23 protein-coding genes and 1 riboswitch are annotated in these 23875 nt (G+C 36.7%); of the genes, 4 read left to right on the forward strand and 19 right to left on the reverse strand.

The annotated features are described in order from the left end of the window. Window positions 1–12 precede the first annotated feature (12 nt). From NSQ40_RS27415 to NSQ40_RS27430, 4 genes are all read right to left on the reverse strand, one after another. On the reverse strand, window positions 13–1005 hold the full coding sequence (locus tag NSQ40_RS27415; RefSeq protein ID WP_018782401.1) for an ABC transporter permease: 993 nt from the start codon (window positions 1003–1005) through the stop codon (window positions 13–15). Then, window positions 998–1915 carry an ABC transporter ATP-binding protein gene (locus NSQ40_RS27420; RefSeq protein ID WP_018782402.1) on the reverse strand — a complete coding sequence of 306 codons (918 nt, stop codon included), beginning with the start codon at window positions 1913–1915 and terminating at the stop codon, window positions 998–1000. The genes NSQ40_RS27415 and NSQ40_RS27420 overlap by 8 nt, the downstream gene beginning before the upstream one ends. Further along, window positions 1912–2724, reverse strand: a complete 813-nt coding sequence (locus NSQ40_RS27425) for an SGNH/GDSL hydrolase family protein (RefSeq protein ID WP_003202379.1) — start codon at window positions 2722–2724, stop codon at window positions 1912–1914. The genes NSQ40_RS27420 and NSQ40_RS27425 overlap by 4 nt, the downstream gene beginning before the upstream one ends. 81 nt (window positions 2725–2805) lie before the next feature. Then, the gene (locus NSQ40_RS27430; protein WP_018764878.1) at window positions 2806–3783 is read right to left on the reverse strand and encodes a LacI family DNA-binding transcriptional regulator; all 978 of its coding nucleotides are present in this window, start codon (window positions 3781–3783) and stop codon (window positions 2806–2808) included. A 120-nt stretch (window positions 3784–3903) separates the two neighbouring features. On the opposite strand from NSQ40_RS27430, the gene NSQ40_RS27435 reads away from it, so the two are divergent. Further along, window positions 3904–4518 carry a YczE/YyaS/YitT family protein gene (locus NSQ40_RS27435; RefSeq protein ID WP_026008491.1) on the forward strand — a complete coding sequence of 205 codons (615 nt, stop codon included), beginning with the start codon at window positions 3904–3906 and terminating at the stop codon, window positions 4516–4518. A 35-nt stretch (window positions 4519–4553) separates the two neighbouring features. Here NSQ40_RS27435 and thrC read toward each other — a convergent pair whose 3' ends face one another. The 6 genes from thrC to NSQ40_RS27465 form a co-directional block, all read right to left on the reverse strand. Beyond that, on the reverse strand, window positions 4554–5612 hold the full coding sequence (gene thrC, locus NSQ40_RS27440) for a threonine synthase (RefSeq protein WP_003209265.1): 1059 nt from the start codon (window positions 5610–5612) through the stop codon (window positions 4554–4556). Beyond that, the gene (locus tag NSQ40_RS27445; protein WP_003202371.1) at window positions 5612–6907 is read right to left on the reverse strand and encodes a homoserine dehydrogenase; all 1296 of its coding nucleotides are present in this window, start codon (window positions 6905–6907) and stop codon (window positions 5612–5614) included. The genes thrC and NSQ40_RS27445 overlap by 1 nt, the downstream gene beginning before the upstream one ends. 144 nt (window positions 6908–7051) lie before the next feature. Continuing rightward, on the reverse strand, window positions 7052–7957 hold the full coding sequence (gene metA, locus NSQ40_RS27450; RefSeq protein ID WP_098100860.1) for a homoserine O-acetyltransferase MetA: 906 nt from the start codon (window positions 7955–7957) through the stop codon (window positions 7052–7054). Beyond that, window positions 7941–9239, reverse strand: coding sequence for a bifunctional O-acetylhomoserine aminocarboxypropyltransferase/cysteine synthase (locus NSQ40_RS27455; RefSeq protein ID WP_018764875.1), 1299 nt, complete (start codon window positions 9237–9239; stop codon window positions 7941–7943). Before NSQ40_RS27455 ends, metA begins: the two co-directional genes overlap by 17 nt. 91 nt (window positions 9240–9330) lie before the next feature. Then, a riboswitch (SAM riboswitch) is annotated at window positions 9331–9436 on the reverse strand. Window positions 9437–9632: 196 nt separating this feature from the next. After that, entirely contained in the window at window positions 9633–9950 is a 318-nt protein-coding gene (locus NSQ40_RS27460) for a DUF4870 domain-containing protein (RefSeq protein ID WP_003209270.1), read from the reverse strand. A 391-nt stretch (window positions 9951–10341) separates the two neighbouring features. After that, on the reverse strand, window positions 10342–10962 hold the full coding sequence (locus NSQ40_RS27465; RefSeq protein ID WP_003202364.1) for a DUF975 family protein: 621 nt from the start codon (window positions 10960–10962) through the stop codon (window positions 10342–10344). A 337-nt stretch (window positions 10963–11299) separates the two neighbouring features. Here NSQ40_RS27465 and NSQ40_RS27470 point away from each other — a divergent pair, with 337 nt between their 5' ends. Next, the gene (locus NSQ40_RS27470; protein ID WP_371388580.1) at window positions 11300–12532 is read left to right on the forward strand and encodes a chloride channel protein; all 1233 of its coding nucleotides are present in this window, start codon (window positions 11300–11302) and stop codon (window positions 12530–12532) included. A gap of 89 nt (window positions 12533–12621) precedes the next feature. Here NSQ40_RS27470 and NSQ40_RS27475 read toward each other — a convergent pair whose 3' ends face one another. Beyond that, entirely contained in the window at window positions 12622–13311 is a 690-nt protein-coding gene (locus tag NSQ40_RS27475; protein ID WP_003209272.1) for a YjjG family noncanonical pyrimidine nucleotidase, read from the reverse strand. A 119-nt stretch (window positions 13312–13430) separates the two neighbouring features. Here NSQ40_RS27475 and yeiL point away from each other — a divergent pair, with 119 nt between their 5' ends. After that, window positions 13431–14105: a transcriptional regulator YeiL gene (yeiL, locus tag NSQ40_RS27480; protein WP_029427499.1), complete on the forward strand. Its 675-nt coding sequence runs from the start codon at window positions 13431–13433 to the stop codon at window positions 14103–14105. Between the two features lie 64 nt (window positions 14106–14169). Here the strand turns inward: yeiL and NSQ40_RS27485 are convergent, their stop codons facing one another. The 3 genes from NSQ40_RS27485 to NSQ40_RS27495 all read right to left on the reverse strand — a co-directional run bounded on the left by NSQ40_RS27485 (window position 14170) and on the right by NSQ40_RS27495 (window position 17222). Continuing rightward, window positions 14170–14796 (reverse strand): FMN-dependent NADH-azoreductase, encoded by a 627-nt coding sequence (locus NSQ40_RS27485; RefSeq protein ID WP_003202357.1) that lies wholly within the window; start codon window positions 14794–14796, stop codon window positions 14170–14172. A gap of 193 nt (window positions 14797–14989) precedes the next feature. After that, window positions 14990–15637 (reverse strand): response regulator, encoded by a 648-nt coding sequence (locus NSQ40_RS27490; RefSeq protein WP_003202355.1) that lies wholly within the window; start codon window positions 15635–15637, stop codon window positions 14990–14992. A 25-nt stretch (window positions 15638–15662) separates the two neighbouring features. Then, window positions 15663–17222 (reverse strand): GAF domain-containing sensor histidine kinase, encoded by a 1560-nt coding sequence (locus NSQ40_RS27495; RefSeq protein WP_003209275.1) that lies wholly within the window; start codon window positions 17220–17222, stop codon window positions 15663–15665. 157 nt (window positions 17223–17379) lie between these two features. On the opposite strand from NSQ40_RS27495, the gene pdxK reads away from it, so the two are divergent. Beyond that, on the forward strand, window positions 17380–18204 hold the full coding sequence (pdxK, locus tag NSQ40_RS27500) for a pyridoxine/pyridoxal/pyridoxamine kinase (protein ID WP_098100859.1): 825 nt from the start codon (window positions 17380–17382) through the stop codon (window positions 18202–18204). A 270-nt stretch (window positions 18205–18474) separates the two neighbouring features. On the opposite strand, the gene NSQ40_RS27505 is transcribed toward pdxK, so the two are convergent. The 5 genes from NSQ40_RS27505 to NSQ40_RS27525 form a co-directional block, all read right to left on the reverse strand. Then, the gene (locus NSQ40_RS27505) at window positions 18475–18678 is read right to left on the reverse strand and encodes a YbdD/YjiX family protein (RefSeq protein WP_026008488.1); all 204 of its coding nucleotides are present in this window, start codon (window positions 18676–18678) and stop codon (window positions 18475–18477) included. Further along, a complete protein-coding gene (gene cstA / locus NSQ40_RS27510) occupies window positions 18671–20746 on the reverse strand; it encodes a carbon starvation protein CstA (protein WP_098158865.1) in 2076 nt (691 codons plus the stop codon). The genes NSQ40_RS27505 and cstA overlap by 8 nt, the downstream gene beginning before the upstream one ends. A gap of 122 nt (window positions 20747–20868) precedes the next feature. Next, window positions 20869–21585: a LytR/AlgR family response regulator transcription factor gene (locus NSQ40_RS27515; RefSeq protein WP_258248472.1), complete on the reverse strand. Its 717-nt coding sequence runs from the start codon at window positions 21583–21585 to the stop codon at window positions 20869–20871. Window positions 21586–21741: 156 nt separating this feature from the next. Continuing rightward, a complete protein-coding gene (locus NSQ40_RS27520) occupies window positions 21742–22941 on the reverse strand; it encodes an MFS transporter (RefSeq protein ID WP_003202523.1) in 1200 nt (399 codons plus the stop codon). Window positions 22942–23126: 185 nt separating this feature from the next. Then, window positions 23127–23867 (reverse strand): WecB/TagA/CpsF family glycosyltransferase, encoded by a 741-nt coding sequence (locus NSQ40_RS27525; RefSeq protein WP_003202522.1) that lies wholly within the window; start codon window positions 23865–23867, stop codon window positions 23127–23129. Window positions 23868–23875 lie beyond the last annotated feature (8 nt).

Raw genomic sequence — 23875 nt, forward strand, 5'->3', positions numbered from 1 at the left:
CTTCCTATTCATTTAATTGACCATGTCTTGCTTCGTAAATACGACAAATGAAATGATAAGAGAAACTACAGCCCAAGCTGTTAAATTCATCAATGAAAAGCTCATCGATAGACCTTGCAATGCCGGTAACTTCCCTGATAAATAATCTGTGAGCGATAAATTTACGCTAAAAATATATTTTGCCCCTTCCCAAGACGTTGCGAAGGAACTTAAGATACCACCTGCAATTAACGCCGCTAGCATGACTCCCATACCAGCTGGTGTATTACGAATTAACACAGAAACCATAAAGGATATGGTTCCCACAACAATCGCAACAAACCAAGCTAATCCATATGCCATTAAAATATATTGCCACTGCGGAATGAGGTGGACAAAATTTGTATTCAATGTTTCTTTATCAATTCCAAAACCCGTCAGTACCGGTAAATTCCACCCGGCATATCCGAAAACAACGCCCGATAATACATAGGAGAAAATCCCCACCAAGAGCAATATAAGTGAGATAAATAACAACATCGTCACATATTTACTGAGAAGAATTTTAAAGCGTCGAATCGGCCGCGTTAGAAGCATTTTCATCGTTCCATCACTTCGTTCTCCCGATACAATGTCAATTGCAACAATCATTACAAGTAGCGGAATAAACAATGTAATTCCTTGTTCAATGAATGCTCGTACAAACGTTGGTGCTCCTGGTGCTGTTGGATTAATATCATGATCTAAATAATATTGTTGCTGCTCCACTCGTACTTTCAGCCAATCCCGCCATTCTTCTGGCAACCTAGAATTATTTAAACGATTTTGCGAATCAACAATTTGCTGCTGAAGTGCTACCTTCCAATCGCTTGTACCAAGGCGTTTTTGCGTTGTCTGCACTTCACGATACTGTGCATAAACAAACAAAGGAATTAAGATTGCCAATATGAGCATGACGACAACAATACGTTTCTTTCGATAGATTTTTTCTGATTCATTTAAAACAAGATTCGCAAATTCACGCATGTTTCTCACTCCCTGTGAGTTCAATAAATAAATCTTCTAGTGTAAATACAAGCTCCTTCACGCTATGTACATCTATTCCGTTTTCTACAAAGCGTTTATTCCAAGCACTAATTGTATTAATATCCATTCGGCACAATAAACGTTCATCATCTATGCTAATTTCCCTAACTTCTTTTGAAGTTTTTAAAAGTTCTAATGCTCGGGAAATCGGTGTAACAATCCATTCAACACGATCGCTCGCAGTTTTAATCAACTCTTCAATAGGTGCAACTGTAATCATTTTTCCCTTATGAATAATAGCGACACGATCACATATCATTTGTACTTCACTTAGTAAGTGACTCGAAATAAAGACACTCATGTTTTCTTCTTTCACAAGCTTATGTATAAACTCCCTCATCTCTCTTATACCAGCTGGATCTAGGCCATTTGTTGGTTCATCTAGTATAAGGAGTTTCGGGTTTCCAAGAAGAGCCTGCGCGATTCCAAGGCGTTGTTTCATACCCAGAGAATACGTTTTCACTTTATCGTGAATACGTTCATCTAAATGAACCATTTTCGCAATTTCTAAAATACGTTCATCTGATATACCGCCAAGCATACGTGCAAATTGCTTTAAATTTTCCCACCCTGTTAAATATGTATAGAGCTCTGGATTTTCCACGATGCTACCAATTTGCCGCATCGCTTCTCGAAAGTTCTCTTTAATATTATAACCACCAATAGAAATCGTACCTTCAGTCGCTTTAATAAGACCAACTAGCATCCGAATTGTTGTTGTTTTCCCTGCTCCATTTGGTCCTAAAAATCCAAACACTTCTCCTTGGTTCACATCAAATGAAATGTTTTCAACAAGCGTCTTTTTCCCAATGACCTTTTTCACATTTCGTACTGAAAGTACCGTCGTCATTTCGCCCCTCCTTCATTTAGCTTCAACTTACTTACAACGCCTTGTAATAAGCGATCCGCCATATATGAGTAGCCAATTTCATTCGGATGAAAATGATCTGAGTATAATAATTCTTTCCCTCGGTTTTGAAACAGATCAAACGTTGGCGTTATATATACATTTTTATTATCTATTGCTAACTTCTCTAAAGATGCATTCCAATCTACAACAATGGATGAAGAACCTTTTAAATCTTCAACATCCTCAAAAGGATTGTATAAACCGAGCCAGAAAATCGGGCTATCTGGATTTAGCTTTCGAATTTCTGTTAAAATTTGTTTTGCCTGATTTTGAAATGTTTCTGTATTAGGGCGATATGTTTCTAGATCTATCTTTCCAAGTGATTCCCATCCTGGAAATAAGTCATTTCCTCCAATTGTTAAAATGATAAGATCCGCTTGCTTAATTGAGTACTGTGCACCACTACTTGCTATTTGTTTCAACAAATCCGGCATTTTCGCACCACTAACAGCTAAATTCGTTAACGCTACCTTTTGTTTGTAATCCTTCTGCAAACTTTCTTTCACTCGTCCCACATAGCCAATTCCTTCTTTATCTCCAACGCCACGCGTTAAAGAATCGCCTAAACTGACAACTTGTAATGTTCCAGGGTGCTGTTTCCCCTTTACTTGTTTTTGTGCTGTCTTCATAGTTAAATTTGAAGCTTTCGGATTTAATACATCATTAATCCCCGAAATAAAACCATATGCAAATAAACAAAAAGATGCAATTGTAATGAGTAAAATTCCTTTTACTAATTTGGATCTCATGTCAAAACCCCTTTTAGCCTCATAGATTGTCCCTAATTATACCAAACGCCTTTTCGAAAAGCGATTTTCATACTTTATGCATTATGTAGTTTCACGAAGGGTCAACTGTGGTAAAAGTTCAATGTTCTTCACATCTATTTTTTCATCCTCTATCTTCTCATATAATATTTCAAATGCTTTCGCACCAACTACTTTACTAGAATGAGCAATTGTTGTAATTCCTAACACATCAGCCACCTCTTGGTCATCGCATCCAATAATTGCAAGATCTTCAGGAATACGAATTCCTTGTTTTTTTGCTTCCGTTACCATACCTGCTGCGATTGGATTACAAGAAACGAGAAATGCTGTTGGTTTCACAGACATGTTAATCCACGCTCTTATCACTTCACGACCATCCTCTACTGTAAAATGCTCTGTAAACTTCCATTCTTCTCGAGATTCTATAGAAATCTCCTGAAGCGCTTCCTCATAAGCTTGTTTTCGTTTTTGACTATTTACGCTATGACTTCTGCCAATACAATATCCAATGTGAGCGTGTCCGTTTTCTATTACGTATTTCATCCCCTGCGAAAACACCTTATAGTGATCAATATGTACGCTAGAAATACACTTAGATTCTATTTCTTCACATGTTACAATCGGACCAAACTTTGTATATTCTTCTATTGTTTTACAGCCATTCATTCTCGAGCATATAATTACACCATCAAGCTTCTTCATTTTTAACATATGCAAAATTTCAAGTTCTTTTTCGGCACTATAGTTCGTCTGACAGAGCATCATATTATAATTTTTTTTGGCCGTTTCTTTAGAAATCCCCTCAATAATTGCACTGTAATATTGATCATTTACATGCGGCAAAATAACACCTATCACATTCGTCTTTCCTCTTACTAAATGAATCGCATTCACATTTTGGGTGTAATTTAGCTCTTCAATGATTGCTAAAATTTCCTGCCTCTTTTTATCACTTACATACGGATGATTATTTAATACACGTGAAACCGTTGACACTGATACACCGGCAATTTCCGCAATCTTTTTTATATTTGTCATCTTATTTCCTCCCCTTCCCATCATTTAAATAAACCTCATCAAAAAATTCTTTCTTGACCTGGTAAGCTTTCCACAATATATCCTTTTCTAGCAAATACATTCAGAAAGGATTTGAAACATATGATACGTCTAAAACTAGACTATATATTTTTTATTAGCGGACTACTCATCCTATCTCTTGGAATTAACATGATGACAACTATTACTTCCTTTGGCCTTAGTCCTTATGATTCGTTTTTTATTGCGCTATATCAAAACTTTGGAGTAAGTATTGGCTTTTGGATTTTTATGATTAACTTCGCCTTTACACTTATTGTGCTATTTTTGAATAAGAAGCATATTACAATCGGAACAATTGTTACTATGGTTCTTATTTCTGTTTTTGTTGATTGGATTGGTTCTATTACTATCATTATGGATTCAATCCGCTCTCTTCCAAAATATATAACACTTGTGTGCGGAAATCTATTTGTTGGCGCTGGAATTGGAATTTATGTCTCCACACAATTATGTGCAGCACCACAAGAGGCCTTTGTCTTAACAATGTCTGAAAAGAAAAAATGGACGTTTCGCAGAACAGAAATTTCATTAGCTTTGCTATTTTTGACACTCAGTTTCTTATTAGATGGGCCTATTTACTTCGGAACAATTATCCTTTCCTTTACAACAGGCTGGATCATTCAAGCATTTATTCAGATTGGTACAAAAATCCTCCACATGAAAAAAGCCTATTGAGCGAATAACGCTACAATAGGCTTTTTTCATCTATTTTACCGAAAGACAGCTCCCTGAATATAATCAAAGACAACCTTCTCATCATTTTGTAACACGACTGGTTGAATTCCCTTCGTATCAATGGCGATATTTGGATCCTTCAAACCGTTACCTGTTAATACCGCTACAATTTGGCTTCCTTTTGTAATTTCCCCGCTTTGCAATTGTTTATAAACACCTGCAAGAGAAGCACATGAAGCCGGTTCTGCAAAAATTCCTTCATACTTGGCTAGCCATTCATACGCTTCAAGAATTTCACGATCTGTTACTTCGTCAATTTTACCTCGAGATTGTTCTGCAGCTAGGGCGGCTTGCTCCCAACTTGCGGGATTTCCAATTCGAATTGCTGTTGCGATTGTTTCTGGCTCTTCAATTTTATGTCCGTGCACAATCGCCGCTGCTCCTTCCGCCTCAAAGCCGCGCATCTCTGGTAAACCCGTACCAAGTCTTTCGTGATACTCTTTGAAACCTTTCCAATACGCTGTAATATTGCCTGCATTACCAACTGGAATTGCTAAAATATCCGGCGCCTTCCCAAGCGCATCACAAATCTCAAATGCAGCTGTTTTTTGCCCTTCAATTCGGTATGGATTAACAGAATTTACAAGTGTAATTGGTGATGATTCGCTAAGCTTACGTACAATTTGCAAAGCATGATCGAAATTCCCATCAATACTTATAATCTCAGCACCATACATGACAGCTTGCGCTAATTTACCGTATGCAATCTTCCCATTTGGAATAATAACGATGCACGACAGTCCTGCCCTAGCTGCATAAGCCGCTGCAGATGCAGACGTATTACCTGTAGATGCACAGATAATCGCTCCGCTCCCTGCTTCTTTTGCTTTTGCTACCGCCATTACCATACCGCGGTCCTTAAACGATCCGCTTGGATTTGCCCCCTCTATTTTCCCGTAAATTGTTACGCCCCACCGCTTTGAAAGGTTTTCTAGTAAAATAAGTGGTGTATTACCTTCATGCAATGTTAAGGGAGGTGTCTTTTCCGTAATAGGTAAAAACTCCTTATACTCAGCAAGCAAACCTTTCCACATTACCTAGCATCTCCTTCGATTCGATAGTTTGCTTTCACACAATCTATTTCTTCGTATGTCCCCAATGTATGTAAAATATATTCATAGTCTGCAAGTGATGCACGATGTGTTACGATAACAATCTCAGCCTTTCCTTTCTCCCCGAGTGGCATTTGAATAATTTTTTCAAAGCTAACACCGCGTTCAGAGAATAAAGATGTAATTTTTGCAAACACACCAATTTCATCTTTTACATGTAGGCGTAAAAACTTCTTCACAAAAATTTCATCTGGCTCTTTTAATACCTTTTCATACTGCGGAGAAACTGCGCTATTCCCAGTTACACCAAGGCGCACATTTTGCATTACCGCAACTAAATCAGAAACAACCGCTGTCGCTGTCGGTAAACTTCCTGCACCAGGTCCATAAAACATTGTTTCTCCTACCGCTTCACCATATACATATACGGCGTTATATTCATTTTGAACAGCTGCAAGAGGGTGTGTATTCGGAAGTAATGTTGGCTCAACTGTTACCTCTAACTTTTCACCATCACGCTTCGCCAGTCCAATTAATTTAATTGTATATCCTAAGCTTTTACTATATGCGATATCTTCCTCAGTAATGGAAGTAATCCCTTTCACCTTCACATCTCCAAGCTCTACATTTGTAGAAAAACCTAGAGTAGCTAAAATCGTCATTTTCCTTGCTGCATCTAAACCTTCAACGTCTGATGTTGGATCTGCTTCCGCAAATCCAAGCTGCTGCGCTTCTTTTAACACGTCGTCATATGCTCTCCCTTCGTCAGACATTTTTGTCAGAATAAAGTTTGTTGTTCCGTTCACGATTCCCATCACTTTCGTAATAAGATCCGAAGAAAGTCCTTCTACAATGCTGCGCAGAATTGGAATCCCTCCAGCTACGCTCGCCTCGTAAAATAAGTCAGCTTGATTTTCCTTTGCCACCGTCAGTAATTCTGCTCCGTGCAATGCCATTAAATCTTTATTAGCAGTAACAACATGTTTACCATTTTTCAAAGCTTGTAAAATATATGCTTTCGCTTCCTCTATGCCACCCATCACTTCAATGACAACATCAATATCAGGATTATCTATAATTTCATTTGCATTTTTCGTTAATAAGGTAGAGGGTACTTGGACCTCTCTCTCTTTTTCAATATTTTGCACTAATACTTTTGTTACTTTCACTGGGCAACCAACTTGGTGCATAAGACGATCTTGATGATTCGTAATAATACGAACCACACCGCTGCCAACCGTTCCAAGGCCTAATAAGCCCACTTGAATTTCATTCATGATACTGTCCACCCCTCTAAAGAATTGTATTTAGATGCCATTATATAAGTTAAGATTCTGAAAAACAATATATTTTGAACATTCGGAAAAATATAAAGTAATCCGTGTAAAGAAAACGTTGCCACATGTTATATAATGATCAGCCTACAAAATATAAGGGGTTTCTTGATACACATAATAATTTAACCAATTTGAAAATAATAAGTTTCCATGACTCCGCCATCTTATGAGTGGCTTTTCAGCTGGATTATTATGTTTAAAATAGTTTTTGGGAACCTTAATATCTAGCCCTCTTTGTTTATCGCGTTCATATTCTTGTTTTAACGTATCGCAGCTATATTCGCTATGACCAAGAACAAAAATATGCTTTCCATCTTGCCCCATAACAAGGTGGACACCTGCTTTTTCTGATGTTGCTAGTAATGTCAACTCTCGTACTTTTTCAATATCAGCTGCGCGTACTTCCGTATGGCGTGAATGTGGTGCAAAAAAGAGCTCATCGAATCCTTGTAACAATTTCACATGCTGCTCATGCACTTCATGCTCGAATACACCAAACATCTTTTCTTCAAGCGAGTATTTCGGAATTCCATAGTGATAATATAGACCCGCTTGTGCTCCCCAACAAATATGCAATGTAGATGTTACATTCGTTTTTGAATAGTCCATTATGCGTCCAAGTTCTTCCCAATAATCTACATCTTCAAAAGGAAGTGTTTCAATTGGGGCCCCTGTAATAATGAGACCATCAAATTTGTCTCCCTCAATATCGCGAAATGTTTTATAAAAACTTGTTAAATGGTCTTGCGCTACATTACGGGATATATGAGACTCCATATGAAGCAAATGCACATCCAGTTGAAGTGGTGTATTACCGAGTAACCTGAGCAATTGCGCTTCTGTTTCTTGTTTTGTTGGCATTAAGTTCAAAATTGCAATTTTTAGAGCACGTATATCTTGTGTTTCAGCTCGCTCTTTTGTCATCACAAAAATATTTTCTTTTTGCAATATTTTACGGGCTGGTAAATCCTTATCAACAATGATCGGCATGCGCTTTGCCTCCAACTAATGCTTCCTCTAGGTCCGCAATAATATCAGAAACATCTTCGATACCGACTGATAAGCGAATTAAATCAGATGTAACACCTGCTAAACGTTGCTCTTCTTCATTTAACTGCCTGTGCGTTGTACTAGCGGGATGAATCACACATGTTCTTGCATCTGCAACGTGTGTCACAAGAGTTGCCAGCTTCACATTTGCAATGAACTCTTTCGCAGATTCTAGTCCTCCTTTAATACCAAATGTTAAAACACCACTTGCACCTTTTGCTAAGTACTTTTGCGCTAATGGATAATTTTCATTACTTTCTAATCCCGGATAATTCACCCATTCAATACGATCATGGTTAGCAAGCCACTTCGCAACTGCAAGAGCATTTTCACTATGACGCTCCATTCGTAAATGTAATGTTTCTAAACCGATGTTGCTAATATACGCATTGAATGGGCTCATACAGTTTCCATAGTCTCTTAATAGTTGAACACGAGCTTTCACAATATATGCCGCCTGGCCAAAATTCTGCACATAACTTACGCCATGATAACTTGGATCTGGTTCGACAAGCTCAGGATATTTTCCATTTGTCCAATCAAAATTTCCTCCATCAATGACAATTCCACCTAATGAACTCGCATGGCCATCAATATATTTCGTTGTAGAATGAACAACAATATTTGCGCCATGCTCAAACGCTTGGCATAAATATGGTGTCGCCAAAGTATTATCCACGATAAACGGTACTTCCAGTTCTTTTGCCGCGTTTGAAAACTCTTTAAAATTTAAAACATTCATCGCTGGATTTCCAAGGGACTCTGCATAAATCAGCTTTGTTTTTTCAGTTGCAAGTGCCACTATCTCATCAGCAGTTAAGTTCGGATTAAAGAATGTTACATCAATACCAAGCTTGCGCAAACTTACTCCAAACAGGTTAAAGGTTCCCCCATAAACGGTTGAAGAACAAAGCAAATGATCACCACTGCCACAAATATTTAAAACAGCAAGCATAATAGCCGCTTGACCAGAGGCTGTCGCAACAGCTCCGGCTCCGCCTTCTAACTCTGTTAACTTTTGTTCAAATGCTGCTAGTGTCGGATTCCCAATACGCGTATAAATATAGCCCTCTGCCTCTAAATTAAAGAGCGCTGCTAAATCATCGGACGTATCGTATTTATACGTCGTACTTTGATAAAGTGGTAAAACACGTGGTTCACCATTCTTCGGTGTATAACCACCTTGCACACAAATGGTTCCTTTTCCCCATGATTCTCCCATTCCTTATTCTCCTTTCTTTTATAGAAAATAAAAAAACTGCTTCTTTCCCGAACAAGAAAGAAGCAGTTTGAAAACACGCTCTAAAGTCTCTTTCTTATCTCTCAGGGTTTATTACCTGCAGGATTTGGCACAATTCCGTTATTCGGCTGTTGCCAAGGTTTCATAGGGCCTGTCCCTCCACCTTTTCTTGATAAGACTATGCAATTACCGTTGATTTTATAGCAATAATTTCCTAATGTCAATTATTTTTCTGAATGTTCACAAAATATTTTATTAACTGTTTATTATAAAAATTAAAATTCAAGGAACCAAGGGAAATATCCCCTCGTCATCAAGCTAAGCTTAAATAAAAATTACAATGATGAATACGAAGAATAGTAGATACCCTAAAGGTTATGCTCTAATTACTCGAATCCCTTTTACAATATTCCAAATAAAAAAGTATAGACTAATTAGGCCGCAAATACATACCATAATCATTGCGCCAATAGCCATTGTTGTACCTGGTTGCTTAAAACCGACATCCATAATTCCCAATACTACAATTCCTATAAAAGTAGTAATTCCCGGAATAAGATGTGTCCATAGAGCTCGTTTCGCATGACCTTTTGTTTCATGATCTCCGAGAATCCAAACAATTAGCGGGAATAAGACAGGGGCAAAAAGAACACTCCAGTACGAAAAAGAAGATAAAACTTTATTTCCATTCATATGTATCACCTCATGAAATTGTGTTTGTTGTTATACCTTTATTATGTAGGGAAATCTATTGTTTTACTATCGCTAGACCTTACAACAACATGACAGTTTTGTAAGATTCTATAGTGGTAATTTGGTAAGCCTACTGCTTGATATCATGCACGTGATATTCTAAAAAAATTAAGGGCCAAGGATTTTTTGAAAGAACCCTTGGCCATTTTCGTATTTATGAAATATTTGCTTATTTTGCGTGTAAAGCATCTACTGTAAGTGATATATAGATCATATACCATAACACAATCGTTAAAGTAAGAGGTCACAAGTCGTTCAATGGTATAACAATTTATAAAATGCTTATAAAGAACAGCAAGCATGAACCATTAACATTTATGCTTTGTTGTTTTTAAACATAAGATTTTCTTTTATAATAGTCTGTTGAAACTTTCTCATAAAACGCTGCTTTTGTAGTATAAAAATATGGAATCAACCATAAGAAACCGATTCCTAAAGTAAGGATACTTAGTATAAACCAGCCAATAAAACTTAAACATATTAAGAAATAATCCATCTTATGTCCGTTCATCATACGACGACTTTCCGTAATAGCTTGGTTCATTGAAAATTCCGGATGATCATTTAAAATAAAAAATGTCATAGTGTAAGAGAAAATTTTAACAATCCCTGGAATGATAAATAGCAATGTCCATAAAGTAATATAGATATCCATTAGTAAATATATTAAAATTGATTTAATAAGCTTATTTAACCCTTTACACCATTTAAATAATTGCCCAATCCCAACTGTCTTGTCACGAACTGTATTTAAGGCAAGATAGTAAGCACCTAAAGTTAAGGGCCCAACCATTAGCATGACAATAATATCCATCATAAACGATTCTATTACTTTACTCCAGCTCCAAGACCATACGAAAGGGAATATAAAGAACAATGTAGTAACTCCTACTGCTAATCCCCATCTTTCATCAAGCTCATCAAGCGCTTGTTCTTTCAAATCACGAATCAAACAAGAAACCTCCTAAATCTAATGCGTATTTTAACTTATACTAGTATACAATTCTCGTAGGGATTACAATAGCATTTTAGACAATTTATATTTATTTCCGTACATGACATGAGCAGTATCATTTCGATGAAATCAAAAGCTTTAAACATCACTTGTATTTTGCTTCTTTAAAAGAAATAATACTAATGATGTTTATAATATATGTTGAATAAGTATTTCTTTAAAAAGATAATATGCATATTCAATTACTTAATCAATTATTTTCGTATCAAAATCCCTAACTTTTCATAATAACGTATAAATAGAGGAGGCATAAAAATTGACTATTAGGAGAAATATGCACTATTTACTCATCGTGTACGGTATATTTCTAGGTTCTATCGTTGGTGCCACAGTCTGGTTATTTTTAGTTGTCACCAATGCTGGAATTCATTTCGTTTGGGAATATTTACCCAAAGAATTTGCATTACCATCTTATTACACAATTTGTGTAACAATAATCGGTGGTTTTCTTATTGGACTATCACAAAAGTACTTTGGTACATACCCACGTTTAATGCCAGAGGTAATGGCTGAATATAAGAAAACAGGTAGGATTGAATACCGTTTTGTACATCAAGCTACATTAACAGCTATTATTGTTTTAGTATTTGGAGCAAGCTTAGGGCCCGAAGCAGCACTTGTCGGGATTATAGGCGGGCTTTGTACATGGGTTGGCGATCGCTTTCATTTTGCTGTAAAAGGAATGCAGGGACTAACAGAAATTGGAATTGGCGCTACTTTAAGTGTTATTTTTAATGCACCGTTATTCGGTTACTTAGCTCCAAGTGAAAATGAGAATGAACGACTTGCTGAAGTTTCCAAAGGGAAAAAAGCTATCGTATATGTCGCTACTACTTTGGCTGGTTTTTCTGTTTATTTATTGCTTAGTAAATTTGATAATCGAGGATCTTTTATTGTTAATTTTGGAGAAGGATCTTTTGCGCTTCATGAATGGGTTGCCTTTCTACCTCTTGCTTGTATAGGTGCTAGTATAGGCTATTTTTACTTCAAGGTAGAACATACATTGGAAAAAGTAGTACATCCTTTTCAAGAATATAAACTAACATTAGGGATTATAGGTGGCATTATTTTAGGGATTGCCGGAACTTTCCTCCCATATACTATGTTTTCAGGAGAACACCAATTAAAAGAATTAGTGAATGAGTGGACAGAATTATCATTTGGGGTGCTGTTTCTTTCAGGTGTTTTAAAATTATGTATAACGGCAGTTTGTTTAAATACAGGTTGGCGTGGAGGACACATTTTTCCGATTATATTTGCTGGAGCAAGTATTGGATATGCTATGGCCACTGTCATACCGCTAGATCCAATTGCTTCTGTAGCTATCGTGACGACAGCCATTTCAAGCTATGCATTACGAAAACCAATCGCTATTACAGTGCTATTACTTATGTTTTTCCCAATTAATTTATTATTACCGATGCTTGGAGCTGCAATGATTGGAAATTTATTTCCACTTCCTAACAATAGTGAGAATAAACAAGCGACTAGCGCAAATATTGAATAGTAAATTGAACTACCCCCACCTTCACTTCGTTTAGAGGAGGGGGTCTTCTCGGTTAAAATGATAAAATTTTCCTTAAAACCTTAAAAGAACTAACATTTTAAAATTTCATACAGCTCATCAAAAGTTTGAATTTCATAAGTCGGAACTATCCCGCTATCGTTTAACTTCTTTTCAGGATTAAACCAGCAAGTATCTAGCCCGGCTAGCTGCCCACCTTTAATATCTGCACTTAAAGAATCCCCGATAATTAATCCTTTCTCCACAGAAAAATTAGAAATTCGTGCAAAGACATAATCGAAGTATTCCTTCATTGGTTTTTGATAACCAGTGTCTTCTGAAACAAAAATACCCTTAAAGAATGAATGTAATCCTGAATTATGCAGACGTTTATCTTGCGTTTTAGAAACACCATTTGTCACAATATATAAATCATATTGGGTTTGAATATTTTGTATGAATTCAAACACTCCATGAATAAGCTGATTTCCTTCTTCTAAATAACTACGATATTTTTTTTCAAGCAAAAGGCCATCCACCTCTTGACCATACTTCTTAAATAAAATTGAAAATCGAGTATTCACTACCTCATCACGCTCTATTTTTCCTTCTTCAAAGGATTTCCACAGATTTTGGTTTATTTTTTTGTAATGTGCTGCAATTTCATCAGTTAAAGGAATTTTTTGTTCCTCAAAAAGCAAATGTAACGCTGTTCTTTCCGCTGCTTTAAAATCTAATAACGTATCGTCTACATCAAATAGTAATGTTTGATATTTCTTCATGTTGCTTCTCTCCCTTTCTTCTATCAAAATACGCTTTTTCTTTTGTCATCAAACAAATCGTATCACTCCTGCTTGTAAAAAGAATAGGAGATATCTCATACTAAATGCGAGGTGAAAAAATGAAAATCGAAAAAGATTCAGATAAGATTCCTAGTTATGTAAAATGCTTCAACTTTCAAACGTTCTTTTCGTTTGACATTTTGCCATATATAGAAGTTCATTCGTTTCAAAAAAAAGAAACCATTTGTAACGAAGGAGAGGAATTTCCCTACCTTTATTACTTAATTTCGGGAAAAGCAAAAATATATATGAGCCATCAGAATGGCAGGATTTCCTTAATTAATTTTATAAAAGCACCATCAATCATTGGAGAATTAGGATTAATTGGAGTAGAGACATTAACAAAAGGGATTGAAGCTATGGAAGCATGTATCTGTTTAGCTCTTCCCTTGAAAGATTGTCGCCATCTCTTATTACAAGACGCCCATTTCTTACAGCAATTGTGCAAATTCATTGGAGAAAAAACAATTACTCGAACTGAACAATATGCCAAAAGCTATAACTACCCTTTAGAAAATCGATTAGCGGCGTTCATTTTGTTAACAGAGCAAAGCAATTGTTACCTTGAAAAACATACAGAGGCCTCTGAATACTTAAACGTTAGCTACCGTCATCTCTTATATGTATTAAAGCAATTTTGTCAGCAAAATTGGTTAAAAAAAGAAGGAAGAATGTATTTGATACAAGACAGAAAGCAATTACAACAGTTAGCAGATGAACTCAAACGACAATAAAAAAAGCAGTACCAATGCCATAAAGACATTGATACTGCTTATTGAGTAACGATTATTTTGTTCATTAGAATATGCTTGCTACTTTAACAGCTTTCTCAAGACCTTCTGCAATAATCTCTTCTGCTTTATCTGGGAATTGATTATGACCTTCAATGATAACAGTTTCCATATTTGTTACACCGAAGAAGCCCATCATGCTTGCTACATATTTAACAGCCATTTCTACTTCTGCTGCTGGTCCTTCAGAATATACACCACCGCGTGCGTTTAATAACGCAATTTTCTTATCTCCAATAAGACCTACTGGGCCTTCTGGTGTATATTTAAATGTTTTACCAGCGCGGTTTAAGTAATCGATATATGTGTGCAGTACAGCTGGAATTGTTAAGTTCCATAACGGGAAACCAAATACTACTTTATCAGCTGCAAGGAATTGATCTAAATATTTATCAGCAACAGCTACTGCTTTTGCTTCTTCTGCTGTTAAATCAAATCCTCTACTTGCTTTAAATGTGCCGTTAATCATATCTACGCCTACATATGGTAATTCTTCATTGTATAAATCAAGTTCTACCACTGTATCATTAGGATGTGCTTCTTTATAACTTGCTAAAAACGCTTCATATAATTTCACACTAACTGCTTGGTCTGCTGGACGGTTGTTAGCTTTTACAAATAAAACTGTTGTCATGCCTTTTTTCCTCCTATTACTCACTCTTACGTTGTTTATTATCTACTCACTAAAAAGGGGCAATCCCCTGTAATTATTGTTGTTTACAAATACATTTTATCCTCTCATCCTAACAATTTCTTCCTCACATAGACGTATCTTTTCATAAAAAAAGTCCACCTCCTAAAGGCGAACTAGTCCTACGACTTTTGTCTTATACGATCCCATTTTTCACTGCATATAAAGCTGCTTGTGTACGATCCGATAAATTTAATTTTCCTAAAATACTACTTACATGAGCTTTTACTGTTTTTTCTGTGATCACTAACACGGATGCAATTTCCTTATTACTCATCCCTTTTGCCAAGAGCTGCAACACTTCATTCTCCCTTGCCGTTAGTACATCTACATGAATATTTGATGACTCCTGTTGCTCTTCTTGCGGAAAAGTTTGGGAAAGAAGCGCACTTGCTATATCAGGATGAAGCTGAATATTTCCTTTATATGCACTACGGATAGCTTCCACAAGTTGATCTGGTTCAACATCTTTTAGAATATATCCGCTTGCCCCAGCTTTTAAAGCCGGCAAGACATGCGCTTGATCGGAAAAACTAGTTAATACGAGTACTTTCACATTTGGATATTCCTTTTTGATGCATGCGGTCGCTTCAATCCCATCCATCTCTGGCATATACAGGTCCATCAAAACTATATCTGGCTGTACTTCTTGAACCTTTACCAACGCTTCTTTCCCATTATTCGCCTCTCCAACCAATTCAAGATCCTCTTGTGTGCTTAAAAAAAATGCTAATCCTTTTAAAACAACTGTATGATCATCAACTAATAATACTTTTATCTTCACAAGTTTCCCTCATTTTCACATCGCATTATAATGGTACGATAACTTTTATACTTGTTCGCTTTTTCTCACTTACAATCGTAATCCATCCGCCAATTAACTCTGCGCGTTCACGCATTGTTGTCATACCGAGCGATTTCTTCTCTTTTATATCTTTTTCTATAAAACCGAGGCCATAATCAACTACCTCTAAGGACACTTCTTTCTCTGTTACTTTCAAATAAATTGTCGCCTCTGTTACCCTCGCATGTTTACTCACATTATTTAAAGCCTCTTGTCCAATTCGCCATAATGTTTCTTCCACTACACGCGGTAACTCACGCACACCTTTAACTTGCTCACGAATGTTCAGCCCTAAGTTCTCTCCATATTGCTTTAAAGCGAGTAGCAAACCTTTTTCTAACCCTGCTGGACGAAGTTGCCAAATAAGTGCTCGCATTTCTTTTAAGGCACCTTGTGCTAATTCCCTCATCTCATGAAGAGATTGATCTACCGTTTCATTTTGTCCCTTTAAAACAGCTTCGGCACCCTTCGTCATAAATGTTAATGAAAATAACTTTTGTGAAACTGAATCATGCAGATCCCTTGCCAAACGGTTTCGTTCTTCCATCCGAGCAAGTTCACGCCGCTGTTCATTTAACCGTAAATTCTCAATCATTAATGAAATATGATTCGTTAACGCTTGTACAATATCTACAGTGTTCTCATCAAACTCTCCATGCTTCGAACTCACGCATAAAACACCAAACACTTGATTTCGAATTTGTATTAGAGCAACAATGCTAGAGGCATTAGACTGTCTTTTCAACAAAACAGGCTGATTTTTTTCTATCGCTTCTTTTGCAATACTCTCTAACTCCATATCTCTTTCCGATACATATTTCTTATAGCAAGCTCGCATGGATATCTTTTTTTCTTCTTGTATAAAAAATGCAACTTGCTCCCATAGAAATACATCTCCCACTTGTTTTACAACTTCTTCTGGTAATGTATTTAACTTATGAATTTTTCTTAGTTCCTGAATAAAACGCTCTAGTTTCACATAATAATGAGCCCGTTTCTTTTCATTTTCATATAGTTTCGTTCGTTTTAAAGCTGTTCCAATTTGCAGGGCAACCGATTGTAATAGCATCAGTTCTTCTTCAGAAAAATGTGTTTTCCCTGGACTAGCGACATTTAAGACTCCAAACTCTTCTCCGCCAGCTTTTAATGGAACGGTTGCATGATGAAGAATTCCTTCTGTATCACCCCAATTATTTTCAACCGCATTGTTAATTCGTTTACATTCAATAATATTAACCGCTCGTTCTAATTTCCCCTCCACAAAACGGCGTAAACACCAGCATTCTCCTTCGCACATTGGCTTTTTATCTTGAAAGGTAAGCGCTGCTGGTAAATGATAATCAATTAATTTTGTATACCTACCATTTTCATCAGCAAGAAAAATCCATCCTGTTGTTAATCCTGTTACATGCAGCAATTTTTCTAATACCGCTTGTAGCACATGATATGTATCATTGGATGTATTTAATGTTTCTGCAATCTCTTTTAATATCGCTAATTCGCTTATACGGTTCTCCTGAAACATAAATTGTCTCCTACATACAATATTTTCTTTTCTCATTGTACCAAATTCAATGTATTCTCAAACAAACAAGTAACTTTTTCACTTTGTACTTATTCATAAGATTGATATAATGGTTAAAAATGTAGTTTTCATTATATCACCTGAGGGGGCTTTCACAATGACATTAAACAAAGCACTTACAATCGCTGGTTCTGACACAAGCGGTGGCGCTGGTATACAAGCGGATTTAAAAACGTTTCAAGAACTTGGTGTATACGGAATGACGTCTCTTACAACAATCGTAACAATGGATCCACATAACGGCTGGGCACATAACGTATTCCCGATTCCTGCTTCTACACTCAAACCACAATTAGAAACAACAATTGAAGGTGTTGGTGTTGATGCTTTAAAAACGGGTATGCTTGGATCTGTTGAAATCATTGAAATGGTTGCTGAAACAATTGAAAAGCATGATCTACAAAATGTAGTAGTAGACCCAGTTATGGTTTGTAAAGGTGCAGATGAAGCATTGCATCCTGAAACAAATGACTGCTTACGCGATGTACTTGTTCCAAAAGCATTAGTTGTTACACCAAACCTATTTGAAGCATATCAACTAAGCGGTGTGAAAATTAATTCTCTTGAAGACATGAAAGAAGCTGCTAAAAAAATCCATGCTTTAGGTGCAAAATATGTACTAATTAAAGGCGGTAGCAAGCTAGGTACAGAAACTGCAATCGATGTATTGTACGATGGAGAAACATTTGATCTTTTAGAATCAGAGAAAATTGATACAACAAATACACACGGCGCAGGTTGTACATACTCTGCAGCAATTACAGCAGAACTTGCAAAAGGTAAATCTGTAAAAGAGGCGGTAAAAACTGCAAAAGAATTCATCACAGCAGCAATTCGTCACTCATTCAAAATTAACGAATATGTAGGACCAACACATCACGGTGCATATCGTAAATTTGCTGCTGGAAAAGAACTTGTATAAGGAATAAAGTGAAACTTTAATCAGCCCTCACCAATCGGAATTTTACGGGTAGTTTATCTCCCACGTAATTTCTTTGCTTTCGCTGAACTTTGAGGTGGGAGTATTACTGCCCGCAAATAGCATCATAAAAAACAAGCTATCTATAGATAGCTTGTTTTTTATGATGCTAAACTTATTTTACTTCTATCAATTCCAAAACTTTTTACTTTCTTGCTGTTTCACGTGAAACAACAAAAAAGTAAAAAAAGAGCGACGAATCGCTCTTTCTCTTCAACAACACCTTGATATTTTTCCACCTTTCGCATTGAACCTAGCTTCTTGCGCCTCAGCAAAAAACTGTTTTCGACATAAAATCGGTGCTTCTGGGTGGTACTCTTTCATATGAGTAACGTACGTTTCATAACTTGGTACTCCAACAAGCAAACTAATAAATTGCTTTCGTGTTCTCCACACCTTCTCCAATTTTTTAAGCATAATTTCTCGACTCACTTTCATCTCTTGGAATATATGGTGCTTCTTTTAATGGTATAGATTTATTTTGCAATACTTTAATCCATATACGAATAGCAGAAATAAGAACTGCTATTACAACTAACATGAAAATTCCACAAAGCGTAGCATCGATATAATCATTGAAGATAATTTGCTTCATTTGTGCCACATTTTTGGCCGGTGCTAGTATTTTCCCTTCATCTAAGGCGCTCTGGAATACTTTTGCATGCGATAAAAATCCAATTTTCGGATTCTCATGGAATAATTTTTGGTAGCCTGCTGTCATCGTCACAATCAGTAAACCTACCGTTGGGATAAGCGTAACCCAAACGTACGCCTTTTTCCCCATTTTGAACAATATCGTTGTTCCGAGCAATAACGCAATACCCGCTAACATCTGGTTAGCAATTCCAAAGAGTGGCCATAATGTATTAATTCCACCGAGCGGATCAACTACACCTTGGTATAAGAAATACCCCCATCCTAACACACATAACGTTGTTGCAATCACATTAGCCAGTGTACAATCTGTTTTCGCAAATGGTTTATATACATGCCCTAAAATATCTTGAATCATAAATCGCCCTACACGTGTACCAGCATCAATTGTCGTTAAAATAAATAGTGCTTCAAATAAAATAGCAAAATGATACCAGAATGCCATCATCGCAGTTCCACCGATTACTTGTGAAAAGATGTAGGCCATCCCAATTGCTAATGTTGGCGCTCCTCCTGTACGAGATAGTATCGTTTGTTCACCAACATTTACAGCAAGATCCTTTAATTCATTTGGTGTAATTGCAAATCCCCAAGAAGAAATAACCTGAGCTGCTTGTGATACATCCGTTCCAATAAGAGCTGCCGGACTATTAATTGCAAAATATGTCCCTGGTGTTAATACACAAGCTGCGATCATGGCCATCGCCGCAACGAACGATTCCATTAACATTGCCCCGTAACCAATTGGTTGTGCGTGCCCTTCTCTTTCAATCATCTTCGGCGTAGTACCAGAGGAAACTAAAGCATGGAATCCTGATACAGCCCCGCAAGCAATTGTAATAAATAGAAACGGAAATAGATTTCCGGAAAACACTGGACCTGTTCCGTCAATGAACTTGGATACAGCCGGCATTTGTAAGTTTGGTGCTACAATTAGAATTCCAATTGCTAGCCCAACAATCGTTCCGATCTTTAAAAATGTACTTAAATAATCACGTGGAGCAAGGAGCATCCACACCGGTAATGCAGACGCAATAAAACCGTATACAATAAGCATAATTGCAATTGTTTCACCGCTAAAAGTAAACATGCTTGCAAGCGTAGGATTCTCAGCTACATACTGTCCTCCAACAAGAGATAAAAGAAGTAAAATAATACCGATAACTGATCCTTCTCCAACACGCCCTGGGCGAATATAACGCATATAAACACCCATTAAAATAGCGATTGGAATTGTCGCTGCGATCGTAAACATTCCCCAAGGGCTACCGACAAGTGCTTTCACAACTACTAAAGCTAATACTGCTAATAAAATGATCATAATACCTAAAATACCAATCATCGCAATTAATCCTGTTACAGGACCAATCTCATCTTTAATCATTTCGCCTAATGATTTTCCATTACGTCTCATGGAAGCAAATAAAATAACAAAATCTTGTACTGCTCCTGCAATTACAACTCCAACAATAATCCAAATTGTTCCTGGTAAATATCCCATTTGCGCTGCTAAAATCGGCCCTACTAATGGACCCGCTCCTGCAATTGCCGCAAAGTGATGTCCAAATAATACCCATTTATTTGTTGGAACATAATCCTTTCCATCATTTAGCGTCTCAGCAGGTGTTTGCCGATTATTATCTAGCTCAAATACTTTTTGTGCAATAAATCTACTATAAAAACGATAAGCAACTGCATATACAGAAACAGCTGCTACTAATAGCCATACAGCATTAATTGTTTCACCTTGTGATAGGGCAATTACACCAAATCCGGTTGCTCCTAATGCTGCGATGATACCCCAAAGTAAAATTGACTTAAACGCCTTCACATACAATCCCCCCTATACTACTTCTTAGTGGAGATTGTACTAAATTTTCTGAATATTTAATTTGAATCCTCCTTATCATGAAGGATTCTTATGTTAACATGTTGAAATTCACTTACAACTTGTCATAGTTCAATTTTATTTCGAAGTCGCTTTACATAGTTTCGACTAACAGGAATCGGTTTCTCATCATACCTATCTAAATAAAGGTTATACGTTCCATTATAATAAGGCTTTAATGCCTGAACATGCATAACATTTATTAAATAACTTTTATGAACACGTAAAAAGTCATATGCTGTTAATTTATTTTCCAATTCTTGAAGTGTATATGTTGAAATATACTGATTATTCGCTGTATAAATTGAAACTGTTTTATTCTCCTTATTCTTACTTACATATACAATATCCTCTGGAAAAATATACGTAATCCCTTCATGACTTTCAATCGGAAGTTTTCGCAAATGGCTTTTTATTTTCTTTCCTTTGTCTTGTTCCATTCTATATACGAGAAATTGTAAATCTTCTTCACGAAATGGTCGTAGTAAATAATAAAACGCTTGGAAGCGAAAAGCTGTTATCGCCTCTTCTATATCCTCACCGATAAAAATAAACTTTGTATCGCAATTTAATTGTTGTAATAAATTAGAGAATTCAAACCCTGTACCATCTTTTAATTCTGTATCCAAAAAAACGAAATCAGGAATATGCTTTTTAGCTACTTGTAAAGATTCCATTCCTGTTCCTGCTTCAAAGCACTCTACATTTCGCATATTTTCTGTAAATATCTCAATGAATCGATTTCGATGTTCTGCATCTTCCATGATAAGTAAAATTTTCATCTGCCCAACCACCTAATTCTTTTGTCCATATGTCTTGTTGTATACATTCGCCTTAGTAAGAAACAATCCCTTTTTCTAGCCTTATTTTCTATTTACTATACCATCACTTTCCTTAAAAACAACAAAAAAGGAAGCCTCTTGGACTCCCTTCTTTCGTTATACCAACTCTTGCTGCTTCGTTTCTTGCCCTAGCATAACTACTGCAAGCACTCCAATTAAAATGGAACCGCAAAAAATTGTAAAGATCAATGAAAGAGACGCTTGTGAAGCAACAAGATAACCTACTAGCAATGGACCGAGAATACCACCAATACGGCCAAATGCTGCAGCCATACCTGCTCCAGTACCGCGAATTACTGTCGGATACTGCTCAGGTGTATATGCATATAACGCACCCCATGCTCCTAAATTAAAGAAGGACAGTAACATTCCTGCTATCACCAATGTTGTAAGCGATTCGGCTACTCCAAAGACGTACGCACTGCATGCTGTGCCAATTAAATACGTAACTAACACAAACTTACGGCCGAGGCGTTCAATAAACCATGCAGCAGTAAAATATCCGGGAAGCTGTGCCAATGTCATAATTAATACGTACTGGAAACTTTTTATTAGACTAAATCCTTTTAGTACCATTACACTTGGTAACCAAAGAAACATGCCATAATAAGAAAAGACAACACAGAACCATAAGATCCATAACATAATCGTCGCTTTTCGATATTCTCCAGACCAAACCGCCTTTATATTTGTAATAACAGATTGTTTGTTCTCAACTTTTTCAAATTGCGGCGAATCTGGTAGATTCCATCGTAAATATAGTGCATAAAGAGCTGGAATCGCACTTAATACCATCGCTACTTGCCAGCCATACTTTGGAATTACAAAATAAGAAATTAGAGCTGCAATTAACCAGCCAACCGCCCAAAAGCTTTCTAGTAATACAACAATTCTCCCGCGTTCATGAGCCTCAACACTTTCAGATACAAGTGTCGAAGCTACTGGTAATTCTCCACCAAGCCCCATACCGATTAAAAAACGCAATATAAGAAACATAGCTAATGTTGTTGTTAATGCCGTTAACCCACTACCGATAGAAAATAATAATAATGTCATAATAAAAACAGACTTGCGCCCCAACTTATCTGCTAATATGCCAAATAAAAGTGCTCCCACCGCCATACCAATAGAATTGATACTTCCGATCCATCCCATCTCCTGACTACTTATTCCCCATTCTTTTTGCAGCGCAACGATGACAAATGAAAGCATGCCAACATCCATTGCATCAAATAACCAACCAAGCCCCGCTATTCCAAGAAGCTTGCGCTTTGAAATTTCTTTTATATCCCCCACTAGAAGTCCTCCTCACACAGGTGTCTTTACACTTCATTTTACATGTGTATATTGTATAAGTAAAATACTTTTATCCCTATTTTCACTTAAAAGTTTCCTTTTAATCTTCCCATAAAATAGAGCTTCCATTAGTGGAGAATACTACATTTTTAGCTTTCACAAATAAAAAAAGTAGCGAAATATCGCTACTTTTTCGAACGCATCACTTCTTTTAGAAATTCAGCTAATACAAGCTGACGACGCCAACGCGTCGGATTGCTACATAGACGGTAAAACCATTCTAGATGAATTGCTTGAATCCATTTTGGTGCACGTTTTACTTCTCCTGCCCAAACGTCCAGACTGCCACCTACACCAACAGCTACTTTTGTTTGTAAGCGATGCTTATTATTTTGAATAAAGTTTTCTTGTCTTGGGAATCCAAGAGCTACAAGTAAAATATCCGGTTTTACTTCTTGAATGCGAGCAATGATGCCCTCTTCCTCTTCTTGTTTAAAATACCCATCCTGCGTACCAACAATAGATACAGCTGAATAAGTTTTTGTTAAATGATCAGCAGCACCCTTCACAACATGTGGTTTCGCTCCCAGTAAAAAAACAGATACAGATTTATTCTCTTTCGATAACGCTCCAAATAAATCACTCATTAAATCAAAACCTGCTACGCGCTCTTTTAATGGTGTCCCTAGCATACCACTTGCCTTTACAACACCAATACCATCCGGTGTAATCAAATCTGTTTCTAAAAGGGTTTGATGAAAACTTGGGTCTTTTTTGGCACACATTACGATTTCTGGATTCGCTGTTACAACTTGAAATGTATGAGTTTGTTCTGATTCTAGCTGCTTCATGATATATTGAATTGTCTCTTCCATTGTCATCGTAGAAAAAGGGACACCTAAAATATCAACTGTTTGTACTGCCATAATTATAA

The organism is Bacillus sp. FSL K6-6038, from assembly GCF_038050455.1.
Classification (GTDB): domain Bacteria; phylum Bacillota; class Bacilli; order Bacillales; family Bacillaceae_G; genus Bacillus_A; species Bacillus_A pseudomycoides.